Genomic DNA, 18,610 nt, shown 5'->3' on the forward strand with positions numbered 1-18,610 from the left:
TCTTCGATACCATGGGCGCGATGGAGGATCCAGTCGAATCCAAAGTCGACGCCCGTGCGCTCAATGGTGTTTCGGAAACCGCCCTGATGACGCTCAACGGGCGGGCATATCAGGCCGCACACTCTCAGGCCATCATCGATGACCCGGAGGCGATTCGACTCGTCGAGTCCATCGCGTTCGACTTCGATAAGTTCGGACGTCGTGGCCAGGAGATGGCGCTACGGTCGCTGGCCGTTGATCGATGCGCGACGGCCTATCTGCAGGAGCACCCCGAGGCGACGGTTGTCGCGCTTGCCGAAGGCTTCCAAACCAGCTTCTGGCGTCTCAACAGTGCTATTCCTGATCCACGATTCGATTGGTTGTCAGTGGATTTGGAGCCGGTGATGCGGCTTCGCGAACAGTTGCTGCCACCGTCACCGCGCATCACCAACCTGGCGCAATCGGCGTTGGACTACAGCTGGATGGACCAGGTCGACTACAGCGCCGGCGTCTTCATCACCGCCGAAGGTCTGCTGATGTATCTGCAGCCGGGCCAGGCGATGGACCTCATCGCGGCATGCGCCGAACGTTTCCCTGGCGGTCAGATGTTCTTCGATGTCCCACCGACCCTGGTCAAGAAGGTGGCACCGCGCGGGATGCGATCATCGCGGCACTACCGTGTGCCCCCGATGCCGTTCAGCCTGTCGGCGCGTCAGCTCGCCGGGCTGACCCAGACGGTGCCGGGCATCAGCGCCGTGCACGATGTGCCGATACCCAAAGGGCGTGGCCTGTTCTTTGGAACCTTGTTTCCGGCCTTCTGGCAGTGGGGTCCCACGAAGAATTTTCGGGGCGCCTACACGCTGCTTGAGTTCGCCTGATAACTCGAGACGGGTCAGGCGGCGGTGATCTCCAGGCCGACGTGCACCTTGTCTATTCCACCGCGCACGAGCGAATGCGGAACGAACCACCAGGCGTGCCACCAGTACCGCTTGACCACGGCGTCGTAGACCCGCCGGGTCTCGGACTTGGGCAGGACCCGGGCCACCGCCTCCACGGGGTCCCCTTTGGGTTTGCCCAGGACTCCACACTTTTGGATGGTGACTCGCGGAGTGTTGTTGATCCGCTTGGTCTTCCAGGATCCGTCGTCGGTGATGACCAACAGCCGGTCCCCGACGGGCGCACCCCACACCGGGGTCGGCTTGGGCTTGCCGTCCTTGGTGAACGTCGTCAGCAGCAGGTACTTCTCCCGGTACACATCGGAGAATGCCGGTGTCGTCATCAGTCGATTCTGGCAGTTTTCAGCGGATCGTTGGGGCGTACGCCGCGATAGATACCCCGCCGGACGATCCACGGATACAGCACCCGCTCGATCGACCAGGCCGGGAACCGGAACGCACGCCCGGACGGCGCGAACACCTCCAGGCCCTCGGGTTGGGCCCCCAGCACCGAACCCCACCGCCGGGTGGGTGGCCGGTAGTGCCGTAGCGGCTTGCCGGTGAGAGCGGCCCGCACGTTGCTTGCCAGTAGGCCGTCGGCCCGGTTGCGGGCCGAGCTGCGCAACGGGTCGGTCGCCGCGACGTCGCCGATCGCGAACACTGTTGGATGTCCGGGCGCCCGCAGGTCGGCCGAGACTCGGACGAAGCCGGCATCGTCGAGCAGCTCGGTCGGCAACCAGTCGGTGTTGGGTCGCACCTTCCCGATCGCCCACAGCACGGCATCGGCTGCGGCCGGGTCCTGACCGGTACTCCAACGAACCGGGTCATCGGTGATGCGGTCGCAGCCGAAACCCTCGGGCACCAGGGCGCGGTGGTCCGGATGCAGTCCTACGCGCGCGTCGAGCAATCTGCCCTCGACGGTGCGCCAGACCCGCGGATGGTGCTCACGCAGCGGGCGCGGACCCGGGAAGTACAGGTCGACCCGTTTGGCCGGCCAGGTTCGGGCGATGTTGGCGGCGCTGCTGACCGCCGCCGCACCGCCGCCCACCACGATGACCGATCCGGCGGTGGCAAGTCGGGCGTGTGCAGCGGTCAGCTCCGCGGCGACATCACCGGCCGACTGCATGGTGGGCCGACGCCAGAAGCCGTTGCTGACCCCGGTCGCGATGATCAGGGCGTCATAGGGCTCATCGCGGCTGACACCGTCGGCACACGCGACGGTCAGGGTTCTGCCGTCCAGGTCGACGCCGGACACCGCACCGTGCACGGTGCGCACCGCATCCAGCCGTGGAAACCGGTCGAACGGCAGCCAGTAGTCGCGCGCCCACTGCTGTGGGCGGGACAGCCTCAGGCCCAGCTCCTGGCCGCTCACCAGGGCGGGTTTTACCGAAACGCCGACCACGTCGGCATGCTTGGCCAGCCGGATCGCGGTGAGAACACCGCTGTCGCCCAGCCCCGCTATGACTACCCGCGGTCGCGTCACGGCGCGGCTCAGCCCTGGGCGGCCTTCTTGCGTTCGATATCGGCCAGCGCGGCGGCCAGCTCGGCGCGCTCGGCGGCCGAGGTCTCCCAGGCCAGTTTGCGGTTCTTGACCACCTTGGCCGGCGCCCCGACCGCGATCGAGTAGTCGGGAATGACGCCCTTGACCACCGCGTGGGCGCCGAGGACGCATCCGCGACCGACGCTGGTGTCACGCAGGATGGTGACCTTCGCGGCTATCCAAGTGTCCGGGCCGATCCGCACCGGGCTCTTGATGATGCCCTGGTCCTTGATCGGCACGTTGATGTCGTCCATCTTGTGGTCGAAGTCGCAGACGTAGCACCAGTCGGCCATCAGCACGGAATCACCGAGCTCGATGTCGAGATAGGTGTTGATGACGTTGTCGCGCCCCAGCACCACTTTGTCGCCGAATCGCAGCGAGCCCTCATGGGCCCGGATGGTGTTCTTGTCGCCGATGTGCACCCAGCGACCGATCTCCATGTATGACATCTCCGGGGTGGCCTGGATCTCCACGCCCTTACCCAGGAAAACCATGCCGCGGGTGATGATGTGCGGGTTGGCCAGCTTGAACTTCAGCAGCCGCCAGTAGCGCACCAGGTACCACGGTGTGTAGGCCCGATTAGCCAGTACCCAGCGCAGCGAGGCCAGCGTGAGGAATTTGGCCTGGCGCGGGTCACGCAGGCGCGAACCCCGCCAGCGTTTGTGGATCGGAGCACCCCACATCGTCGTCATGGCCGGAAAGCCTACGCGAGCGCGTTCTTGCCACGCGCTACCCTCACCAGGACTCGTTCACTGACCGGCCGAGGATTGGGGATTGCCACTGTGTTGCGGCGACGTGGTGTCCTGGCCGGAATCGCAATGGTGGCGGTGGCAGGGCTTCTGGGCGGCTGCGCCAACACCGATTCCTGGGTGGATGCCGCGCCCGCTCCGGGCTGGCCCGCCCAGTATGCCGATGCCGCCAACAGCAGTCATACCGGCACCGCCGGAGCCACCGACCTGCAGCTGGACTGGATCCGCTCGGTCAAAGGTGAGCTGGGAGCCCAGCCCGCCGTGGGTGTGCACGGCTGGATGATGCTCAACGGTCAGACCGAGGCGGGTTGCTCGCTGATGCAGTGGGAGAACGCCGACCGCGGCCGGCAGCGCTGGTGCACCCGGCTACATCAAGGCGGCGGGTTCTTCGGCGCGCTCATTGACGGCTTCGACAACGTCTATGTCGGGCAGCCGGGCGCCATGCTTTCGTTTCCGCCCACCCAGTGGATCCGCTGGCGTGCACCGGTGATCGGCATGCCCTCCACGCCCCGGATCCTCGGCGACGGCCTGCTGCTGGTCGTGACCCATTTGGGGCAGGTGCTGATCTTCGACACACACCGCGGCGCGGTCGTCGGCACGCCGCTGGACCTGGTGGACGGTGTCGACCCGACCGACTTCCGGCGCGGCCTGTCCGACTGCGCCGGCGCCCGACCGGACTGCCCGGTCGCCGCCGCACCTGCCTTCTCACCGGAGAGCAACATCGCGGTGGTGAGCCTGTGGCAGCCGGGCGCCAAGGAGTCCGGCCTGGTCGGTCTCAAGTACCACCCGGGCGGCGTCCCGCTGCTCACCCAGGAGTGGAGCAGCGATGCCGTCGCCGCCGGGGTGTTAGCCAGCCCCGTGCTGTCCGCCGACGGTTCCACGGTCTATGTCAACGGACGCGACCAGCGGCTGTGGGCGATCAACGCTGCCGACGGCAAGGCGAGATGGTCAGTGCCGCTGAAGTTCTTGGCTCAAACCCCACCGGCGGTGACACCCGGCGGACTGATCGTCTCGGGCGGTGGCCCCGACACCGAACTGGTTGCCTACGCCGACCGCGGCGACTACGCCGAGCAGGTCTGGCGCCGCGAGGACACCGTGCCGCTGTCCTCGTCGAGTCTGGCCGGCAAGGTGGGCTACACCGTGGTCGCCGGCACCAGCCTGGGACCGGCGGGTTTGTCACTGCTGGTGTTCGACCCGGCCGACGGCCACACCCTCAACAGCTATCCGCTGCCCGAAGCGCGCGGGTTTCCCGTCGGGGTGTCAGTCGGCAATGACCGGCGGGTGGCGGTTGCGACCAGCGCCGGCCAAGTGTTCAGCTTCGCCCCCGCGTAGTCGCGACTACTCCGCCAGCGCGATCGCCTAGACAGCCAGTGGCGGGAGTGCCGTGCGCGGCACCTTCACCGAGGTGGCGCCGGAGCTCATCGGCAGCAGCTCGCCGGGTGCGAAATAGAAGATCACCTCGTCGTTGGTGATGGCGAAATTCTGGTAGTGCGCCGGGTCCATCCCCGAACCCGACGAGATCAGGATCGCCGGCACTCCGGTCTGACGCTCGAGGTCGCGCTGCACGACCGGAAAGATCACTTCCAGCGGCTTGCTGCCCTGCGCGAACAGGGTCTCGAATGTGATCGCCTTGCGCGACGCCAAGTCGTAGTTGAACGACTGATACCAGGTAGACGGCTGCGGGCCGCCGAGGTCTTGGAAGATCTTCAGCACGACGCTCTGGGTGCCTTTGGGGGCCTGACCCGAACGGTGCTGCTCAGATGTGGCATCCATTTCGTAGGGCATGTCGCGCGACCCGGGTGATTTGGCCACGGTCAAGAACCCGTCGCGGTTCTGCACCAGGTAGTCGGTCAGGGTCTGCTGGTCGGGATAGTCGACCGGAAACCGCATATCCAGGGTGTAGTTGGCATTGGACGAGTGGACGTGGCATTGCCCGGACTCGAGCGTGCCGCCCAGTTCGGCACAGGGCGACACCGCGCCCGCCGAGGGCACACCCGTCATACCCAGCCAACTGCCCACCGCACCGCCCGCCACCAGGGCGGCCACCAGAATGCGCATTGTCGGTTTGTCTCGCTTTGTCTCGCCTTGCCGCAGCAAGCAGGAATGGCCCGAAGCCGACAGCTTACCGGGCCGCCGAACGCGACGACCGGCAAACGGTCCTGCTACGAACTGAGCTGTTCTGCCGTCGCGCGGATTTCACTGATGAAGCGGTCGCGCTCGGACGCGCTCACCTGCGCTTGCAGCGGCCCCAACTGCAACTCATAGACCGCTTCGCCCTTGTCAAAGACCGGTGCCGCCAGATAGCTCACCGATAAGGCGTCGGGGCTGGCGAGTTCCTCTGCGGTATAGGGAGTTCCGCCCAATCCGGTCAACAGCTGGAACACCCGCTGCCGGAGCGCAGCCCGCCGGGGATGTTCGGCGAGCATCCCGGCAACCTCGGCCAGCACATCGAGAGCCGCAGGGTCGGTCTGGCCCATTCCGAACACCACTACCCCGCTGCGCTGTGCCTGTTCGAAAAGGTCGCTGAAGCGTTGACGCGCGGGCATTTGCGCGGTGGCAAGCCACGTCCGCTGAGTATGCGCATCGCGGTGCGCGATCACGGCGGCGGCTACCGGCGCGACGAGAGGCAGGCGGACCCCGACGCCCACCGCGGCCGGAATCTGGCCCTGTCCCCCAACCACTCTCAAGAAACTCATCTCGGTGGCGCCCACCAACGCAAGCGCCGTTCCACAACCGGCCCGCTCGGCCAGTTGCTCCATCAGGTGGGTGCGTTCCGGGGACACCGGCCACTGCGCGCGAACCGCGTCTGCGACGCCCATCAGCCCGGGCCCCAGCAGATACCGCCGGTCGGGTTGGCGCAGCACCCATCCCGCCCGCTCCAGCGCCACCAGGATTGAGGTCACCGTCGCGCGGTTCAATTCCAACCGCGACGCTATCGATGCGACCGAGCTCGGTTGTTGCTGGTCGGCGAGTAATCCCACGATGGCGACAACGCGGTCGGTCGGTGGCGAACCCACTCGCTCGACTTCGTCTCGCCCGTCATCGGGCTGGGCCATCGCGCTCCTTATCCGCCGAGAACATAGGACCGAATCCTACGAGGCCCGAACGCCCGACGGGGGCGGCACACCGCGAGCCACCGACAGCACCGCCTGAACCGATCGCCTTGACACTCCACATTCCGTCCGAACAAACCCTTGCCTTCAGCGCGCATCCCCGCGTACAGTCCCGAATCAATATTTTGTCACCCTAGCGACAACTATTTGTCACTCTTACGAGGTAGAGGGAGCCCCATGAGCACGACGACGACGGCTGGTCGACCGGTTGGGTTTAAGTCGGCAATCGGAAGGCCAATAGCTGGCAGCGCGCAACGACGGGGTGCGAGACGTGCCGCACCGGCCCGCGTTGTCCGGGCGGCACAGCTGGCGACGACGGCGCTGACCGGGGCCCTGGTGCTGGGAGTCACCGCGCAGCAGGCCGCCCCGGTGGCGGCGCTGCCCGTCGCGTTGGTTTCGGCGGACAGTTCGTTGCAACCGGTGATCGATCAGATCCTGGCCAACATGCAGCTGGCGCAGCAGGGATTCGAAGCGTTGCCCTTCGCCACCCCGGACAGCAACGCCATGCTGCTGGCGAGTCTGCAGGCCACCAACTTCCATGCTCATGTCCTCGGGCCTGTCGCAACTCACCCATGGCCAGGTCTTCGTCCAGGTCCCCGAGGTGACCGCCGGAGATTCCGCTGCTTACCGCCCGTACTTCCAGTTCTATACGCCCGACATCTACTACCGCACCGCTCAGGGCTTCGACCCGAACGCGACCTACGAACTCACCGGCACGGTCGGCAAGGGCACCGGCGGCATGGCGCTGATGCCGATCACAGTCGGGGGATCCTCGGCTGAAGGCGGCGGCGCCCTGGAGCTCGGAAGCGGCTTGACGGTCAATCCCGACGGGACTTTCACCGTCTTCATCGGACCCGAAAGGCCGGACGGCGCAGTCAACTTCATCGACAGCAGCGACATCAACTCACTGTTGATCCGAGACATGCTGAGCCAGTGGGCATCGGGCGGCAGCAGCTTTCGCATCGACTGCGTGAGCGACTGCGCACCGATCCCGGCCGGTATCACCGACACAGGGTTGTCCGGCGACATCATCAGTCAGCTCCTGAACAGGGTGGCTCCGGGCGTGATCCCGTTCAATCAGTTGAATATGCAGCTCGCCGGTGCCGCCGGAATCTTGCAGCCGCCTAACACGATGAGCGACCTGGAATCGCAAAGCGGTTACGGCGTCGCCCTGCCGAGTGCCGCCGTCTCGTCGGGCCATTTCGACCTGCAGCCCGGCGAAGCGCTGATCGTCAAGATTCCCCAGATCGATTCCGCCGGAATGAACGGAATCGAGCTGATGAACGTCTACGCCACAAATCTGCCCGCCACGTTGGCGCAGACCAGCCTCAACGGCACCCAATCGTTCCTCTCCGGCGACGGCTACACCTACTACGTCGTCAGCGCCACGAACCCCGGGGTGGCGAACTGGCTGGACAGCGGCGGAGTCACCAGCGGTGAGATCTACATGCGCTACCAGAACATTCCGCTCGCCGACCGGCCTCCGGTTCCGCTGCCGGTGGAGACCCAGGTGGTGCCGGTCGACGAGGTGGCGAAGTACCTGCCGGCCGATACGCCGGCCGTCAGCCCTGCGCAATACGCCGCCGATATGACCGCCCGGGTGCTGTCCTACAACTACGCGTTGGACAACGCCCGAGTGGACGGACAGCCGGGCTGGGTGACGCAACAGTTGTGGCTGCACGACATCGAAAACGCCATGGGCACCGACAATTACACCGCAGTCTTCGGCGAGCAGCCCGAGACGCCGATGTGGCTGCGGTTCACTCCGGCGCTCAGTCCCGACATGCTCGCCCTGACCAAGTCCTTCCTGACCGACCCTTCGGCCAGCATGACCGCGATACAGGACAACTGGGATCTGGCGATGAAAGACATCTTGTTGCCGATCCAGCTGACGCAGGCCTTGCTGGAGAAGAACTTCGACCAAACGACCGACGCTGTTCAGGGCGCGCTCTCGTCGGGTGATCTGGGGCAGGCGCTGACGGCGCTGTTCGCCGGCGGCCAGCAGTTCGGCACGATCCTCAGCGACTCGCTGTTCGATCCGAACACCAGCATCATCTCGGGCATTCTCAATGCCCGCGACGACTTGGCCACCTCGGTCTTCACTGCGACCGGCGGTATGCCCGACGTGGCGAACCCGTTGGCGGCACTCGAATGGGCCTTCCTGCCGGAGCTTTCCCGTTCGGGCTTTGATTTCGGCGCGCTCCTGGATCCGTCCAGCTGGGCTGGTCTGGACCTGGGCGCAGCGCTGGACCCCAGCGCCTACTTGGCAATGCTGTTCAGCTGACCACGGTCGGCACTGATGAGTCTTCGAGACGGGAGTGGAATGATCACGACAGCGCCTGACCAGGCGACCTTCATACCGCGCGGCGGCGAGTCCTGGCGCGATCCCTGGCCGATGTATGCCGCGCTGCGCGAATATGACCCGGTCCACCAAGTGGTACCGGAGCATTCGCCACACAACGATTACTGGGTGCTGTCACGGTATGCCGACGTCAGCGCCGCGGCACGCGACTGGGAGACCTTCTCCTCCGCCCAGGGCCTGACCATCGACTACGGCGAGATGGAGCGCTTGGGTCTCGCCGAGGAGAGGGCCCCGCTGGTGATGCTCGATCCCCCGGCGCACAGTGAGTTCCGCCGGGTGGTCCACAAGGGCTTCACCCCGAGACAGATCGTGACGATCGAGCCGGCGGTGCGCGAATTCGCCGCGGAGCGCATTGAGCGGCTACGCGCCCAAGGCGGCGGTGACATCGTTGCTGAACTGTTCAAGCCGTTGGCCAACATGGTGGTCGCCCACTATCTGGGGGTGCCGGAGGCGGATCGAAGCCGGTTCAACGACTGGGCCGACAACATCGTCGAAGCCAACGCAACCGGGACACAGGCCGGCGCCGTTGATGCGATTGTCGAACTCTTCGGCTACTTCACCGAGCTGGTCGAACGACGCAAGCAAGATCCGGGCGACGACACCGTCTCGCACCTGATCGCTCTCGGCTTTGGCAGCGACGCCGACAGCCTGGGGAGGGTCTTGGGATGGGCCTTCACCATGATCGCCGGCGGCAACGACACGATCATCGGAATGCTCGGCGGCAGCGCCCAATTGCTCACCGAGCACCGCGATCAGCGGTCACAGTTGATCGCCGACCCGAGCAGCATCACCGCCGCGGTTGAGGAGTTCCTCCGCCTGACGTCGCCGGTACAGGGGCTGGCCCGGCTGACAACCCGCGACGTCCATATCGACGGTGTGACCATCCCGGCCGGACGCAAGACCTTGCTGTTGTACGCATCAGCGAATCGCGACTCGCGCCAATACGGGCCGGACGCCGACCAACTGGACGTGCACCGCAAGCCGCAGGGAATCCTGAGCTTCAGTCAGGGCAACCACCATTGCATCGGCAACACCGCGGCGCGGATGCAATCGCGGGTGGTGTTGGAGGAGCTGCTGGCCCGCTGCCCGGACTTCCACGTCGATTGCGACGCCATCGAATACGCCGAGGGCATGTATGTTCGGCGTCCCGATCGCCTGGCGTTCGTTCCCGAGGCATGACGCGATGAAGATCATCGCTGACCGTGACAAATGCATGGGAAACGGCTTGTGCGAGGCGGTCCATTCCGACGTCTTCGAAGTCGGAGACGACGGAGTGGTCCTCGTCCGCGACGAGAATGTTCGCGCCGACGACCGCACGTTGCTGCAACAGGCGGTCGCCATCTGCCCGGCCTTTGCGTTGCGGCTTGTCGAGGACGACTGAGGCGGGCTTAGCGCGACGGACGGCAGACGAACGCAATCGCCCGCGCCGCCGTCCCCGTCCCGATGCGGGTGATCACCACCGACAGGGCCTGCGCCCCGCGCAACCGCAACCGGCGGCGCAGACCGTCCGGGTCGGCCTGCACGTCGCGCACGCCCCGCACCAGGATTTCCAGCGCACCGCAGTCGCGTGCCGCCAGCGCCTGACGCAGCCGCTTTTCGCTGTAGGCCAGCGTTTCGAGCACCTCGAATCCGCGTACGCCGTCCGGCAATTCGTCGCCGGACAGGTAGGCGATGTCGCGGTCGAGCTGCCAGAGCCCGTGCCGGGCGCCGTACTGGCGGACCAGGCCGGCCCGCACGACCGCGCCGTCGGGGTCGATGAGCCAGCGTCCCGCCGGCCGCACGTCGCAGTCGTCGGGCTCGGCGTCGGTGATCTGCTCGCCGCGGTCGAGGATCACCGCGCGGCGGCGCACCCCAGGCCCGGCCAGTCCGGGTGACCACAGGCAGGCTTCCCGCACCGAGGCACGCCACGAGGTGACTTCGATCTCGCCGGCAAATCCCAGTTGCCGGACCTTCTCGAAATCGATTCCGGGAGCGGCCTTTACCACCATGTCGCGGTCGCGGTAGACCTCCAGTAGCCGGTCCAGGGCGGGCTGGTAGTCGGCCGGGTCGAAACGACGCCGCCCGCCGCCGCGCCGGCCGGGGTCGGCAAGCACCACCGTGTCGCGGCTGACCGGCGCCAAAGCATCGGCGCGAACCACGCCGTCGACATCGTTGCCCAGGTTGTGGCGCGCCATCGCCAGCCGTACCGGGTCGAGGTCGCTGCCCAGCACCCGATCGATCAGCTCGGACAGCGCTGCCAGCTCGGTGCCAACCGAGCAGGTCACATCGTGCACGACGGCACCCGGTGCCGCGGCCGCGATGCGTTGCGCCCGGTGCCGCGCCACCGGCGCGGCGCTGGCCTGCTGCAGCGCCTCGTCGGTGAACAGCCACCGCGACGTCCCGGGCAGCTCAGCCAGTTTGGCGGCGGCACGCCGGCGCAGCAGAACGGTCTCGACCAACGCGGGCGTGCGGGCGCCGAAGCGACCGCGCAGGGCGGCGATGTCGGCGATCCGGGTGGCGTCGGTGAGCGCAAAGCCGGCAACCTCGGCCAGGTCGGCTCCCCCGACCGGCGAACTCAGATAGCCGACGTCGTCGACTTCAAATCTGAAGCCCGCAGTCAGGACGGTTTAACCCCGGTGATCATCAGGTTGTAGAACCAGCCCTTGGGCACCACCCGGCGCCAGATGTTGGCGTCCACCCAGCTCAGGGCCGTCCAGCTGCCGAAGGCGAACCGCGCCCAGCCCCAGCCGAGCTTGCCCGGCGGGACCGTCGACTCGAAGGTGCGGACCGGCCAACCCAGCATGGCGGCGGTGAACTCCTCGCTGGCGGTCTGCACGTCGACCGCGCCGGCGTTGGTCGCCATCCGCTCCAGGTCGCGCGGCTCGAAGGTGTGCAGGTCCACGATCCACTCGAGGGCAGCGGCGCGCGAGTTCTCGTCGAGCTCTTCCTGCGGCCGGCGCCAGGAGCCCATTCCCGGCAGCTTCATCGCCGCGACCGTGGTCTTCCAGGTCAGGTCGGCCAACCGCCGGGCGTAGAAGTTGCCGACCGTGGTGGGCTCGCCGGCGAAGATGAACCGCCCACCGGGCTTGAGCACCCGAACCACCTCGCGCAGCGACAGCTCGACGTCGGGAATGTGGTGCAGCACCGCGTGGCCGACCACCAAATCGAAGGTGTTGTCCTCATACGGGATGCCCTCGGCGTCGGCGACCCGACCGTCGACGTCCAGGCCGAGGGCCTGACCGTTGCGGGTGGCGACCTTGACCATGCCGGGCGACAGGTCGGTGACCGAGCCGCGCCGCGCTACGCCGGACTGCATCAGGTTGAGCAGGAAGAATCCCGTACCGCAGCCCAGTTCCAGCGCCCGGTCATACAGCGGCGCGTCCCCGGCCCGTTCCGAGGCCGGCACGATCGCATCGAAGCGGCCCCGGGCGTAGTCGATACAGCGCTCGTCGTAGGAGATCGACCACTTCTCGTCGTACTGCTCGGCCTCCCAGTCGTGATAGAGCACCTGAGCGAGCTTGCTGTCATGCCGGGCCGCCTCCACCTGCTCGGCGGTGGCGTGCGGGTTCGGCGTCGGGTCCGTGCTCGTCATAGTGAGTCAGCCTAAGCGGTGACTGCAAGAACGACGAAGTCGGGCGCAGACAGGTCACCGCCATAAGCACAGCGGTGACTGCAAGAACGACGAAGTCGGGCGCAGACAGGTCACCGCCATAAGCACAGCGGTGACTGCAAGAACGACGAAGTCGGGCGCAGACAGGTCACCGCCATAAGCACAGCGGTGACTGCAAGAACGACGAAGTCGGGCGCATGGGGCACTCCCCGCTTACGGGGGACAGGTCACGAATGCCGCCGTCCAGGCTCAGATCGCTCCCGCCAAGCCGTCGGCCACCGAGGCAGCAGCTACGCCGGTGCTGTCGCCCAGAGCGCCGGTGATGGTGTCGATCACGGCCTGCGGGAACGCGGTGAACGCCGCGAGCACGTCGTTGAAGCCGGTCTGCAGCGCACTGCTGATGTCGGTGGAATCGCCGCCCTGGATGGCCTCCCAAACGTGCCAGGCGGCCACCTGCGGCGCGACGATCAGGTCGCGGAAGTCGACGAACAGTCCGGTAAGCAGATCCGGGGTCTGCGGAACAGCGGTCCCGTTCCAGCTGACCAGTGTCCAGCCGTCGGTCGGGTTGCCCTCGAGGATGGCCTGGCCCGCATTGGGTGGCGGACCGAGCGTTTCGAGCAGCTGCTGCAGTAGTAGCAGGAAGGGAGGGTTTTCGACGTTCATCAGCGCCCAGATCGCGTTCGGGCCGCCGCTGGAGTACGCCACAGCAGCCAGCGGGCCCTCACCTGCGACAGTGTCGTTGTAGATCGTGTCGATGGCGCCGGTGACCTGCTCATCGAACTGCACCCCGTTGATGGAGCCGGGGACCGGCACCAATACGAGGCCGAGGACCCACGCCGCCATCGGCGCGAAATAGCCGATCTCGGTCAGCAGGTCGCGGGGCTGTCCTTCGAAAATGCCTGCGGGGATCTCATTGAGTCCCGCTAGTACCTGTACGTCCATTCCCAGCGCCTGCGCTAGCGGGTCAGCCGTCTCCTGGGTCCGGATGAGCTCCGAGGCGTAGATCCCGGAGATGCCATTGGGGAAAGCCTGCTGAATGGCCTGGGCGACGGCGTTCGCCTGCTGGACACCCGCCTCGGTGAGCGGAGCACCCGGGGGCAGCGTGCCGAGGATGTTGTTCAGGTCGTCGCTCGATTGCCCGTGCCGCACCAAGTCCAGCGTGATCTGCTCGGCATCCGCGGTGAGCGCGATATCGACGACAGACACTGCGGACGGCGCGGGCGCCGCCGGAGTGACGGTCGCGGCCCCAAGACCGACCAGCGTGATGCCGGCGGTTGCCCACATACGGTTGACGACTCGCTGCATGTCCATCCCCCCAGATAGGACGTCGTGTGACCGACATCACATCCTATCTAGCAGAGGGAGAGCTGGGCAATACCCAGCCTTCAGGAAAACGCAGGTTCGCGTTCAGACACGGCGAAGCCCGGGTGCGGCGAGGTAGCGCCGCACCCGGGCTTGAGTACCGCTGCGGCCTAGATCGCCAGAGCCCCCAGCAGGTCACCCCATGCATCGGCCGAGCCGGTGTCTGCGGCATCGCCGAACGCACCGGTGATGGTCTCGATCACCGCCTGCGGGAATTCCACCAGCGCCGAGAACACGTCGCTGAAGCCGGTCTGCAGCGCAGCCAAGATCTCAGAGGGGTCGCCACCGAGGATGGCCTCCCAGACGTGCCAGCCGGCCATCTGCGGGGCGACGATCAGGTCACGCCAGTCGACGAACAGCCCGGTGAGCAGGCCCGGGTTCTCTGCGACCTCAGTGCCGTTCCAGCTGACCAGGGTCCAGCCGTCGGTCGGGTTGCCTTCGACCACGACCTGGCCGGTGTTGGGTAGCCCGCGGTCGCCGGACAGCGTCTCCAAGAACAGCCCCCAATCGGGGTTGTCGACGTTCATCATCGTCCACGCCATGATCGCCGCGCCGTGCGAGAAGGCCACATCGGTCCCGGTGCTGTCGCCGTCTGCCGTGCTGGCGTCGTAGATCGTCTGAATGGCGCCACTGTAGTTGTCCTGGAACGCCATCCCGTTGGGGTTGATGTCCGAGCCGAGCATCGGCACCCAGTAGTTCCCGGTCATCCACGCGATGGTGGGCAGGAGGTAGAGGAGGCCGGGCAGCGTGCCGCTCTGCCCTTCCAGCCACCCGGCGTTGATCTCGCCGAGCCCGGACAGGATCTGGTCGGGCGCAAGCAGCGGTGTCGGCCCGTCCGGGAAGTTGGCCGGATCGACAGGCTGTCCGGTCAGCAACTGGATCAGCGGCCACGCCGTCTGCTGGGCGCGCAGGAAGTCCGAGGCGTACACCCCGCCGATGTTGTTGTCGCCGCCGTTGTAGAGGCCGTTTCCGACGTCGATGGCCTGTTGCTGCCCCAGGTCGGTGAGCGGGGCGCCCGGGGGGGTCGTGCCGACGTAGTCCGACACGTTTTCTGTCGACTGCCCGTGCCGGACCAGATCCAGCACGATGTCCGCGGCGGCCAGTTGGATGTTGGGCACATTGACGACGGGCAGCGACCCGGCTATCGGAGCCACCGGGCCGACAGCCACGAGGCCGGCGCCGACGAGCGCGACTCCGGCGGTGATCCACGGGCGGGTTTGGTACATGACCTTCTCCTTCAGCGAGTCCGTAGCTTCCGTTACGCTCCGACGCGTAGCGCAATACTTCGCTGAAAGTATCCCGATGATTTACCTATGTCAATGCTGAATTTGTTGGATTCCTGCGCTGAGCGCTAGCCGCCCAGCGCGCCGGTGATGGTGTCGAGCACGGCCTGCGGGAATGCGGTGATGGCCCCGAGCACCTGGTCGAACCCGGTCTGCACGGCGGCAGCGATTTCGGACTGGTCCCCGCCCTGCAGCGCCTCCAGGATGTGCCAGGTCGCGATCTGCGGCGCGACGTTCAGGTCCCGCCAGTCGACGAACAGCCCGGTCAACAGATCCGGCGTCGCCGACACCTCGTGACCGGCCCAGCTGACCAGCGTCCAGCCGTCGGTGGGGTTGCCCTCGATGACCACCTGGCCGGTGTTGCCCAGTGGGGTGTGGGTGTCGAGTAATTCGGAGAGGACCAGCCCGAAGTCAGGGTTCTTGACGTTCATCAACGTCCAGATCGCGATCGTTCCGGCGTGCGCGAACGCCACGTCGTTGAGCGAGCTTTCCGGGTCGGAGACGGTGTTGCTGTAGATAGCCGCGATCGCGTCGGTGACGCGATCGTTGAAGGCCACCCCGTTGGGGTCAATGGTGGATCCCAGCATCGGCACCCAGTACTGACCCAAGGCCCACATGAATGTCGGTAGGGCGTAGGCGATCTCGGTGAGGATGTTGAGATCCTGCCCTTCGAACCAGCCGGCATTGATCTCGTTGAGCCCGGCCAGGATCGTCAGCGGTGTGTCCGGCGCACCTGCGGCGCTCAGCCACCCGCCGGCCGTTTCCTGCGAGCGGAGGAACTCGGAGGCGTAAATGCCGCTGTAGAAGTCGGGGGCGGCAAGGTGCAGCGGGTTGCTGGGGTCGGCAAGGTAGGCGGCCTGCTGCTCCCCGAGCTCAGTGAGCGGAGCACCCGGCGGAATGGTGCCCAAGATGTCGTTGGCGTTGTCCGCCGACTGGCCGTGGCGCACCAGGTCGAGCGTGATGTCCTGGGCGGCCAACAGAATGTCGGCCGTGACCGCTGCGGCCTGCGGCACCACGACCGGGCCCGCCGCAATGGCGCCCGCGCCCAGCAGCGCGACGGCCGCAGTGGTCCAGGGGCGGATGGCAGCTGACTGCATGGTGGGTTCCTAACGCCGGGATCGTGGCGGCCCTCGCCGCTGACTGGACGTTAGCTGATAAAAACTTGAAAAGAAACCGTCACTGCCCCAAGCCGCTGCGGCGTGACGCCTAAGAGCCTTGCGCAGCAGGGCCAATGCCGGCCGCGAACAGCTCACCGTAGCGGCGCTGGTCAGCGGCGGCCCGGTCTGCCGGAGGCTCGGTCTCGATGGAGTCGATGGAGGCCTTGGCCGCAGCCAGCGCCTGCGCCGGGGTATCAACGAAACGGCGAGCCCAGCCGATCGCGGCCTCGTAGACGCCGTCGGGTGCGACCATGTCGTCGACCAGCCCGAGGGCCAGCGCCTCCTCGGTATCGAAGAACCGGCCGCTGTAGGCCAATTCCTTGGTGCGGCTGGCTCCGATGGTTCGAGCCAGCCGGGCCAGTCCGCCACCATCGGGAGCCAGACCGGCCAGAATCTCGGTCGCTCCGAACTTGACGTTGTCGCCGCTGATTCGCCAGTCCGCGGCCAGCGCCAGCGCCAGGCCACTGCCCAGCGCGTATCCGGTGATCGCAGCCACCGTCGGCTTTCCGATTGCCGCCACCGCCTGTACGGCATCGTGGCGCACACGGGCAAAGACCTGCGCCTCGGCCGCGATCAGCGTGCGCAGTTCGGGCACATCGTCACCGGCGCAAAAGATCTCGTGGCCCCCGTACAACACCACGGATGCGACGTCGTCGCGCGCCGACACCTCGGCGGCAGCGGCGACGATCTCCCGGTAGACCTGCCGGGTCATGGCATTGGTCGGCGCCCGGGAGATCACCAGGGTGGCCACCCCGGGCTCCTCGGCTGAGGTGTGCACCGATACGAATTCGCTCATCCGGGCCATCGCTTCCCGCGCGCTGCGTTGTAACGGTCGGAGTTGAAGAATTCGATCTCCCAGTTGTCGCCGCGGCGCGCCAGGTCCGGCTGCACCACCACGATCTGCCGTTCCACCGCCATCACGGCCTCGATGCTGCGCCCGATGAGCGAATCCAGCTGCGTCCAGGTCGGCGGCAGCAAGAAGCTGTTCCCCGCCGCGAAGTCTTCGATCGCCGCTTCGGGCGTGAGCCAGCCGGCGCGGTCGGATTCGGTGTTCTCGCCGTCCGCCCGCTGCCCGACCGGCAGTGCGCCCACAAAGAAGTAGGTGTCATAGCGGCGGGTGCGCTCGGCCTCCGGAGTCACCCAGTTCGCCCAGGGCCGCAGCAGCTCGGCGTGCAGCACCAGATTCTCGGTGCGCAGAAAGTCGGCGAACGACAGCTCACCGGCGTTCAGCGCTCGCCGGGATTCGGCGTACACCGAGGCATCGGAGACAACCCGGTCCGGATCATCGGCGGGGCCGGCGAACAGCACCCCGGATTCCTCGAAGGTCTCGCGTGCGGCCGCGCACACCAGGGCCGCGGCCAGGTCGACGTCAACGCCGAAACGCTGCGCCCACCACGTCGGCTCCGGCCCATGCCAGGCGATCTCGGTGCTGCGGTCACGGTCGTCGACCCCACCGCCGGGAAACACCATCACTCCGGCGGCGAACTCCATCGCGGCATGGCGGCGCATCAGAAACACGTCGAGGCCCGCCCCGCCGGCGGCATCCTCGCGTACCAGCATCACCGTCGCGGCCGGTCGCGTCGGCAACGGTGGTGGCTGGGGTTCGTTCATGCGCGCCTCCGGTGGGCTGCTCGGCTTCGGGTCCGGCGCGCGAAGTAGCGCCCGTCGATGACATCCAGGGAGATCGACTGGCCGAACGTGGCCGACAGGTTCTCGGCCGTGAGCACGTCCTCGAGCAGGCCGGCCGCCACCGCGCGGCCCTCGGCCAGCAGCAGGCAGTGACTGAATCCGACCGGGATCTCCTCAACGTGGTGGGTGACCAGCACGATCGCCGGTGCGTCCGGGTCGGCAGCCAGATCCCCCAGCCGCGCCACCAGCTCCTCGCGCCCACCCAGGTCCAAGCCGGCCGCTGGCTCGTCGAGCAGCAGCAGTTCTGGGTCGGTCATCAGGGCGCGGGCGATCAGCACCCGCTTGCGCTCACCTTCGGACAGCGTTCCGTAGGTGCGATCCGCCAAGTGCTCGGCACCCAGGCTCTCCAACAGATCGACCGCCCGCTCGTGGTCGACGGCGTCGTAGCGTTCCCGCCACCGTCCCAGGACCGCGTAGCCGGCCGAGATGACCAGGTCGCTGACCGTTTCCCCGCCTGGGATCCGCTGCGCCAGCGAGGAGGAACTCAGGCCCACCCGGGCCCGCAGCTCCGTGGTGTCGACCCGGCCGAGCTGTTCGCCCAACACGTAGGCCACACCCGAGGACGGGTGTTCGGTGGCAGCGGCGATCCGCAACAACGACGTCTTGCCCGCACCGTTGGGCCCGATGATCACCCAGCGTTCGTCGAGTTCGACCGACCAGTCCAGCGGCCCCACCAGAGAGCGCCCGTCACGGCACAGCGAAATACCCTCGAAGTGGATCAACAGATCCTGATCGGCCCCGGTTGCGGGAGCGGAACGTCCGGTATCGGGCACGGCCCTATCGTGCCGTATCCCGGCTGCGCGACGACCGACCGGGGTACGGCAACCAGGGCACATTTTCGATCGGTGTTCT

At 66.9% G+C, this 18,610-nt stretch carries 18 protein-coding genes; 5 read left to right on the plus strand and 13 right to left on the minus strand.

Annotated features, from left to right (window positions below):
* The first annotated feature begins 11 nt into the window (after positions 1–11).
* Positions 12–857 carry a class I SAM-dependent methyltransferase gene (locus MJO54_RS15815; RefSeq protein WP_046285256.1) on the plus strand — a complete coding sequence of 282 codons (846 nt, stop codon included), beginning with the start codon at positions 12–14 and terminating at the stop codon, positions 855–857.
* Positions 858–871: 14 nt separating this feature from the next.
* On the opposite strand, the gene MJO54_RS15820 is transcribed toward MJO54_RS15815, so the two are convergent.
* The 3 genes from MJO54_RS15820 to MJO54_RS15830 are packed head-to-tail and all read right to left on the minus strand — an operon-like array spanning position 872 to position 3,146.
* The gene (locus MJO54_RS15820; RefSeq protein ID WP_046285257.1) at positions 872–1,258 is read right to left on the minus strand and encodes a PPOX class F420-dependent oxidoreductase; all 387 of its coding nucleotides are present in this window, start codon (positions 1,256–1,258) and stop codon (positions 872–874) included.
* Positions 1,258–2,397 (minus strand): FAD-dependent oxidoreductase, encoded by a 1,140-nt coding sequence (locus MJO54_RS15825; RefSeq protein WP_046285258.1) that lies wholly within the window; start codon positions 2,395–2,397, stop codon positions 1,258–1,260. The genes MJO54_RS15820 and MJO54_RS15825 overlap by 1 nt, the downstream gene beginning before the upstream one ends.
* An 8-nt stretch (positions 2,398–2,405) precedes the next feature.
* Positions 2,406–3,146 (minus strand): acyltransferase, encoded by a 741-nt coding sequence (locus tag MJO54_RS15830; RefSeq protein WP_046285259.1) that lies wholly within the window; start codon positions 3,144–3,146, stop codon positions 2,406–2,408.
* 126 nt (positions 3,147–3,272) lie between these two features.
* Here MJO54_RS15830 and MJO54_RS15835 point away from each other — a divergent pair, with 126 nt between their 5' ends.
* Positions 3,273–4,535, plus strand: a complete 1,263-nt coding sequence (locus MJO54_RS15835; RefSeq protein ID WP_082108326.1) for a BamB-related PQQ repeat family beta-propellar protein — start codon at positions 3,273–3,275, stop codon at positions 4,533–4,535.
* Between the two features lie 27 nt (positions 4,536–4,562).
* On the opposite strand, the gene MJO54_RS15840 is transcribed toward MJO54_RS15835, so the two are convergent.
* Positions 4,563–5,261, minus strand: a complete 699-nt coding sequence (locus tag MJO54_RS15840; RefSeq protein ID WP_046285260.1) for an esterase — start codon at positions 5,259–5,261, stop codon at positions 4,563–4,565.
* Between the two features lie 104 nt (positions 5,262–5,365).
* Complete coding sequence (locus tag MJO54_RS15845) at positions 5,366–6,259, minus strand: helix-turn-helix domain-containing protein (RefSeq protein WP_046285261.1); 894 nt, start codon at positions 6,257–6,259, stop codon at positions 5,366–5,368.
* Positions 6,260–6,860: 601 nt separating this feature from the next.
* On the opposite strand from MJO54_RS15845, the gene MJO54_RS15850 reads away from it, so the two are divergent.
* From MJO54_RS15850 to MJO54_RS15860, 3 genes are read left to right on the plus strand one after another with little or no spacing between them, the layout of a single operon-like run.
* A complete protein-coding gene (locus MJO54_RS15850) occupies positions 6,861–8,600 on the plus strand; it encodes a hypothetical protein (protein ID WP_240175159.1) in 1,740 nt (579 codons plus the stop codon).
* 39 nt (positions 8,601–8,639) lie between these two features.
* Complete coding sequence (locus MJO54_RS15855) at positions 8,640–9,857, plus strand: cytochrome P450 (protein WP_046285262.1); 1,218 nt, start codon at positions 8,640–8,642, stop codon at positions 9,855–9,857.
* 4 nt (positions 9,858–9,861) lie between these two features.
* A complete protein-coding gene (locus MJO54_RS15860) occupies positions 9,862–10,059 on the plus strand; it encodes a ferredoxin (protein ID WP_046285263.1) in 198 nt (65 codons plus the stop codon).
* A gap of 7 nt (positions 10,060–10,066) precedes the next feature.
* Here the strand turns inward: MJO54_RS15860 and MJO54_RS15865 are convergent, their stop codons facing one another.
* From MJO54_RS15865 to MJO54_RS15900, 8 genes are all read right to left on the minus strand, one after another.
* Positions 10,067–11,278 carry a THUMP-like domain-containing protein gene (locus tag MJO54_RS15865; RefSeq protein ID WP_082108327.1) on the minus strand — a complete coding sequence of 404 codons (1,212 nt, stop codon included), beginning with the start codon at positions 11,276–11,278 and terminating at the stop codon, positions 10,067–10,069.
* Positions 11,275–12,249, minus strand: a complete 975-nt coding sequence (locus MJO54_RS15870; RefSeq protein ID WP_046285265.1) for a class I SAM-dependent methyltransferase — start codon at positions 12,247–12,249, stop codon at positions 11,275–11,277. Before MJO54_RS15870 ends, MJO54_RS15865 begins: the two co-directional genes overlap by 4 nt.
* A gap of 267 nt (positions 12,250–12,516) precedes the next feature.
* Positions 12,517–13,551, minus strand: coding sequence for a histidine phosphatase family protein (locus MJO54_RS15875; protein ID WP_240175160.1), 1,035 nt, complete (start codon positions 13,549–13,551; stop codon positions 12,517–12,519).
* A 188-nt stretch (positions 13,552–13,739) separates the two neighbouring features.
* A complete protein-coding gene (locus MJO54_RS15880) occupies positions 13,740–14,855 on the minus strand; it encodes a histidine phosphatase family protein (RefSeq protein ID WP_046284963.1) in 1,116 nt (371 codons plus the stop codon).
* Positions 14,856–14,980: 125 nt separating this feature from the next.
* Complete coding sequence (locus tag MJO54_RS15885; RefSeq protein ID WP_064889069.1) at positions 14,981–16,009, minus strand: histidine phosphatase family protein; 1,029 nt, start codon at positions 16,007–16,009, stop codon at positions 14,981–14,983.
* A gap of 109 nt (positions 16,010–16,118) precedes the next feature.
* Complete coding sequence (locus MJO54_RS15890; protein WP_240175161.1) at positions 16,119–16,874, minus strand: enoyl-CoA hydratase; 756 nt, start codon at positions 16,872–16,874, stop codon at positions 16,119–16,121.
* Complete coding sequence (locus MJO54_RS15895; protein ID WP_046284960.1) at positions 16,862–17,680, minus strand: NUDIX hydrolase; 819 nt, start codon at positions 17,678–17,680, stop codon at positions 16,862–16,864. Before MJO54_RS15895 ends, MJO54_RS15890 begins: the two co-directional genes overlap by 13 nt.
* Complete coding sequence (locus MJO54_RS15900; RefSeq protein ID WP_396873704.1) at positions 17,677–18,549, minus strand: ABC transporter ATP-binding protein; 873 nt, start codon at positions 18,547–18,549, stop codon at positions 17,677–17,679. Before MJO54_RS15900 ends, MJO54_RS15895 begins: the two co-directional genes overlap by 4 nt.
* Positions 18,550–18,610 lie beyond the last annotated feature (61 nt).

The sequence above is a fragment of the Mycolicibacter virginiensis genome, from assembly GCF_022374935.2.
GTDB lineage: Bacteria > Actinomycetota > Actinomycetes > Mycobacteriales > Mycobacteriaceae > Mycobacterium > Mycobacterium virginiense.

Coding starts and splice junctions, on each gene's coding strand:
- MJO54_RS15845 (WP_046285261.1), bottom strand. CDS start 6,259: ATGGCCCAGCCCGATGACGGGCGAGACGAAGTCGAGCGAGTGGGTTCG.
- MJO54_RS15860 (WP_046285263.1), top strand. CDS start 9,862: ATGAAGATCATCGCTGACCGTGACAAATGCATGGGAAACGGCTTGTGC.
- MJO54_RS15880 (WP_046284963.1), bottom strand. CDS start 14,855: ATGTACCAAACCCGCCCGTGGATCACCGCCGGAGTCGCGCTCGTCGGC.
- MJO54_RS15850 (WP_240175159.1), top strand. CDS start 6,861: ATGTCCTCGGGCCTGTCGCAACTCACCCATGGCCAGGTCTTCGTCCAG.
- MJO54_RS15830 (WP_046285259.1), bottom strand. CDS start 3,146: ATGACGACGATGTGGGGTGCTCCGATCCACAAACGCTGGCGGGGTTCG.
- MJO54_RS15840 (WP_046285260.1), bottom strand. CDS start 5,261: ATGCGCATTCTGGTGGCCGCCCTGGTGGCGGGCGGTGCGGTGGGCAGT.
- MJO54_RS15890 (WP_240175161.1), bottom strand. CDS start 16,874: ATGGCCCGGATGAGCGAATTCGTATCGGTGCACACCTCAGCCGAGGAG.
- MJO54_RS15870 (WP_046285265.1), bottom strand. CDS start 12,249: ATGACGAGCACGGACCCGACGCCGAACCCGCACGCCACCGCCGAGCAG.
- MJO54_RS15815 (WP_046285256.1), top strand. CDS start 12: ATGGGCGCGATGGAGGATCCAGTCGAATCCAAAGTCGACGCCCGTGCG.
- MJO54_RS15855 (WP_046285262.1), top strand. CDS start 8,640: ATGATCACGACAGCGCCTGACCAGGCGACCTTCATACCGCGCGGCGGC.
- MJO54_RS15895 (WP_046284960.1), bottom strand. CDS start 17,680: ATGAACGAACCCCAGCCACCACCGTTGCCGACGCGACCGGCCGCGACG.
- MJO54_RS15875 (WP_240175160.1), bottom strand. CDS start 13,551: ATGTGGGCAACCGCCGGCATCACGCTGGTCGGTCTTGGGGCCGCGACC.
- MJO54_RS15835 (WP_082108326.1), top strand. CDS start 3,273: ATGGTGGCGGTGGCAGGGCTTCTGGGCGGCTGCGCCAACACCGATTCC.
- MJO54_RS15885 (WP_064889069.1), bottom strand. CDS start 16,009: ATGCAGTCAGCTGCCATCCGCCCCTGGACCACTGCGGCCGTCGCGCTG.
- MJO54_RS15820 (WP_046285257.1), bottom strand. CDS start 1,258: ATGACGACACCGGCATTCTCCGATGTGTACCGGGAGAAGTACCTGCTG.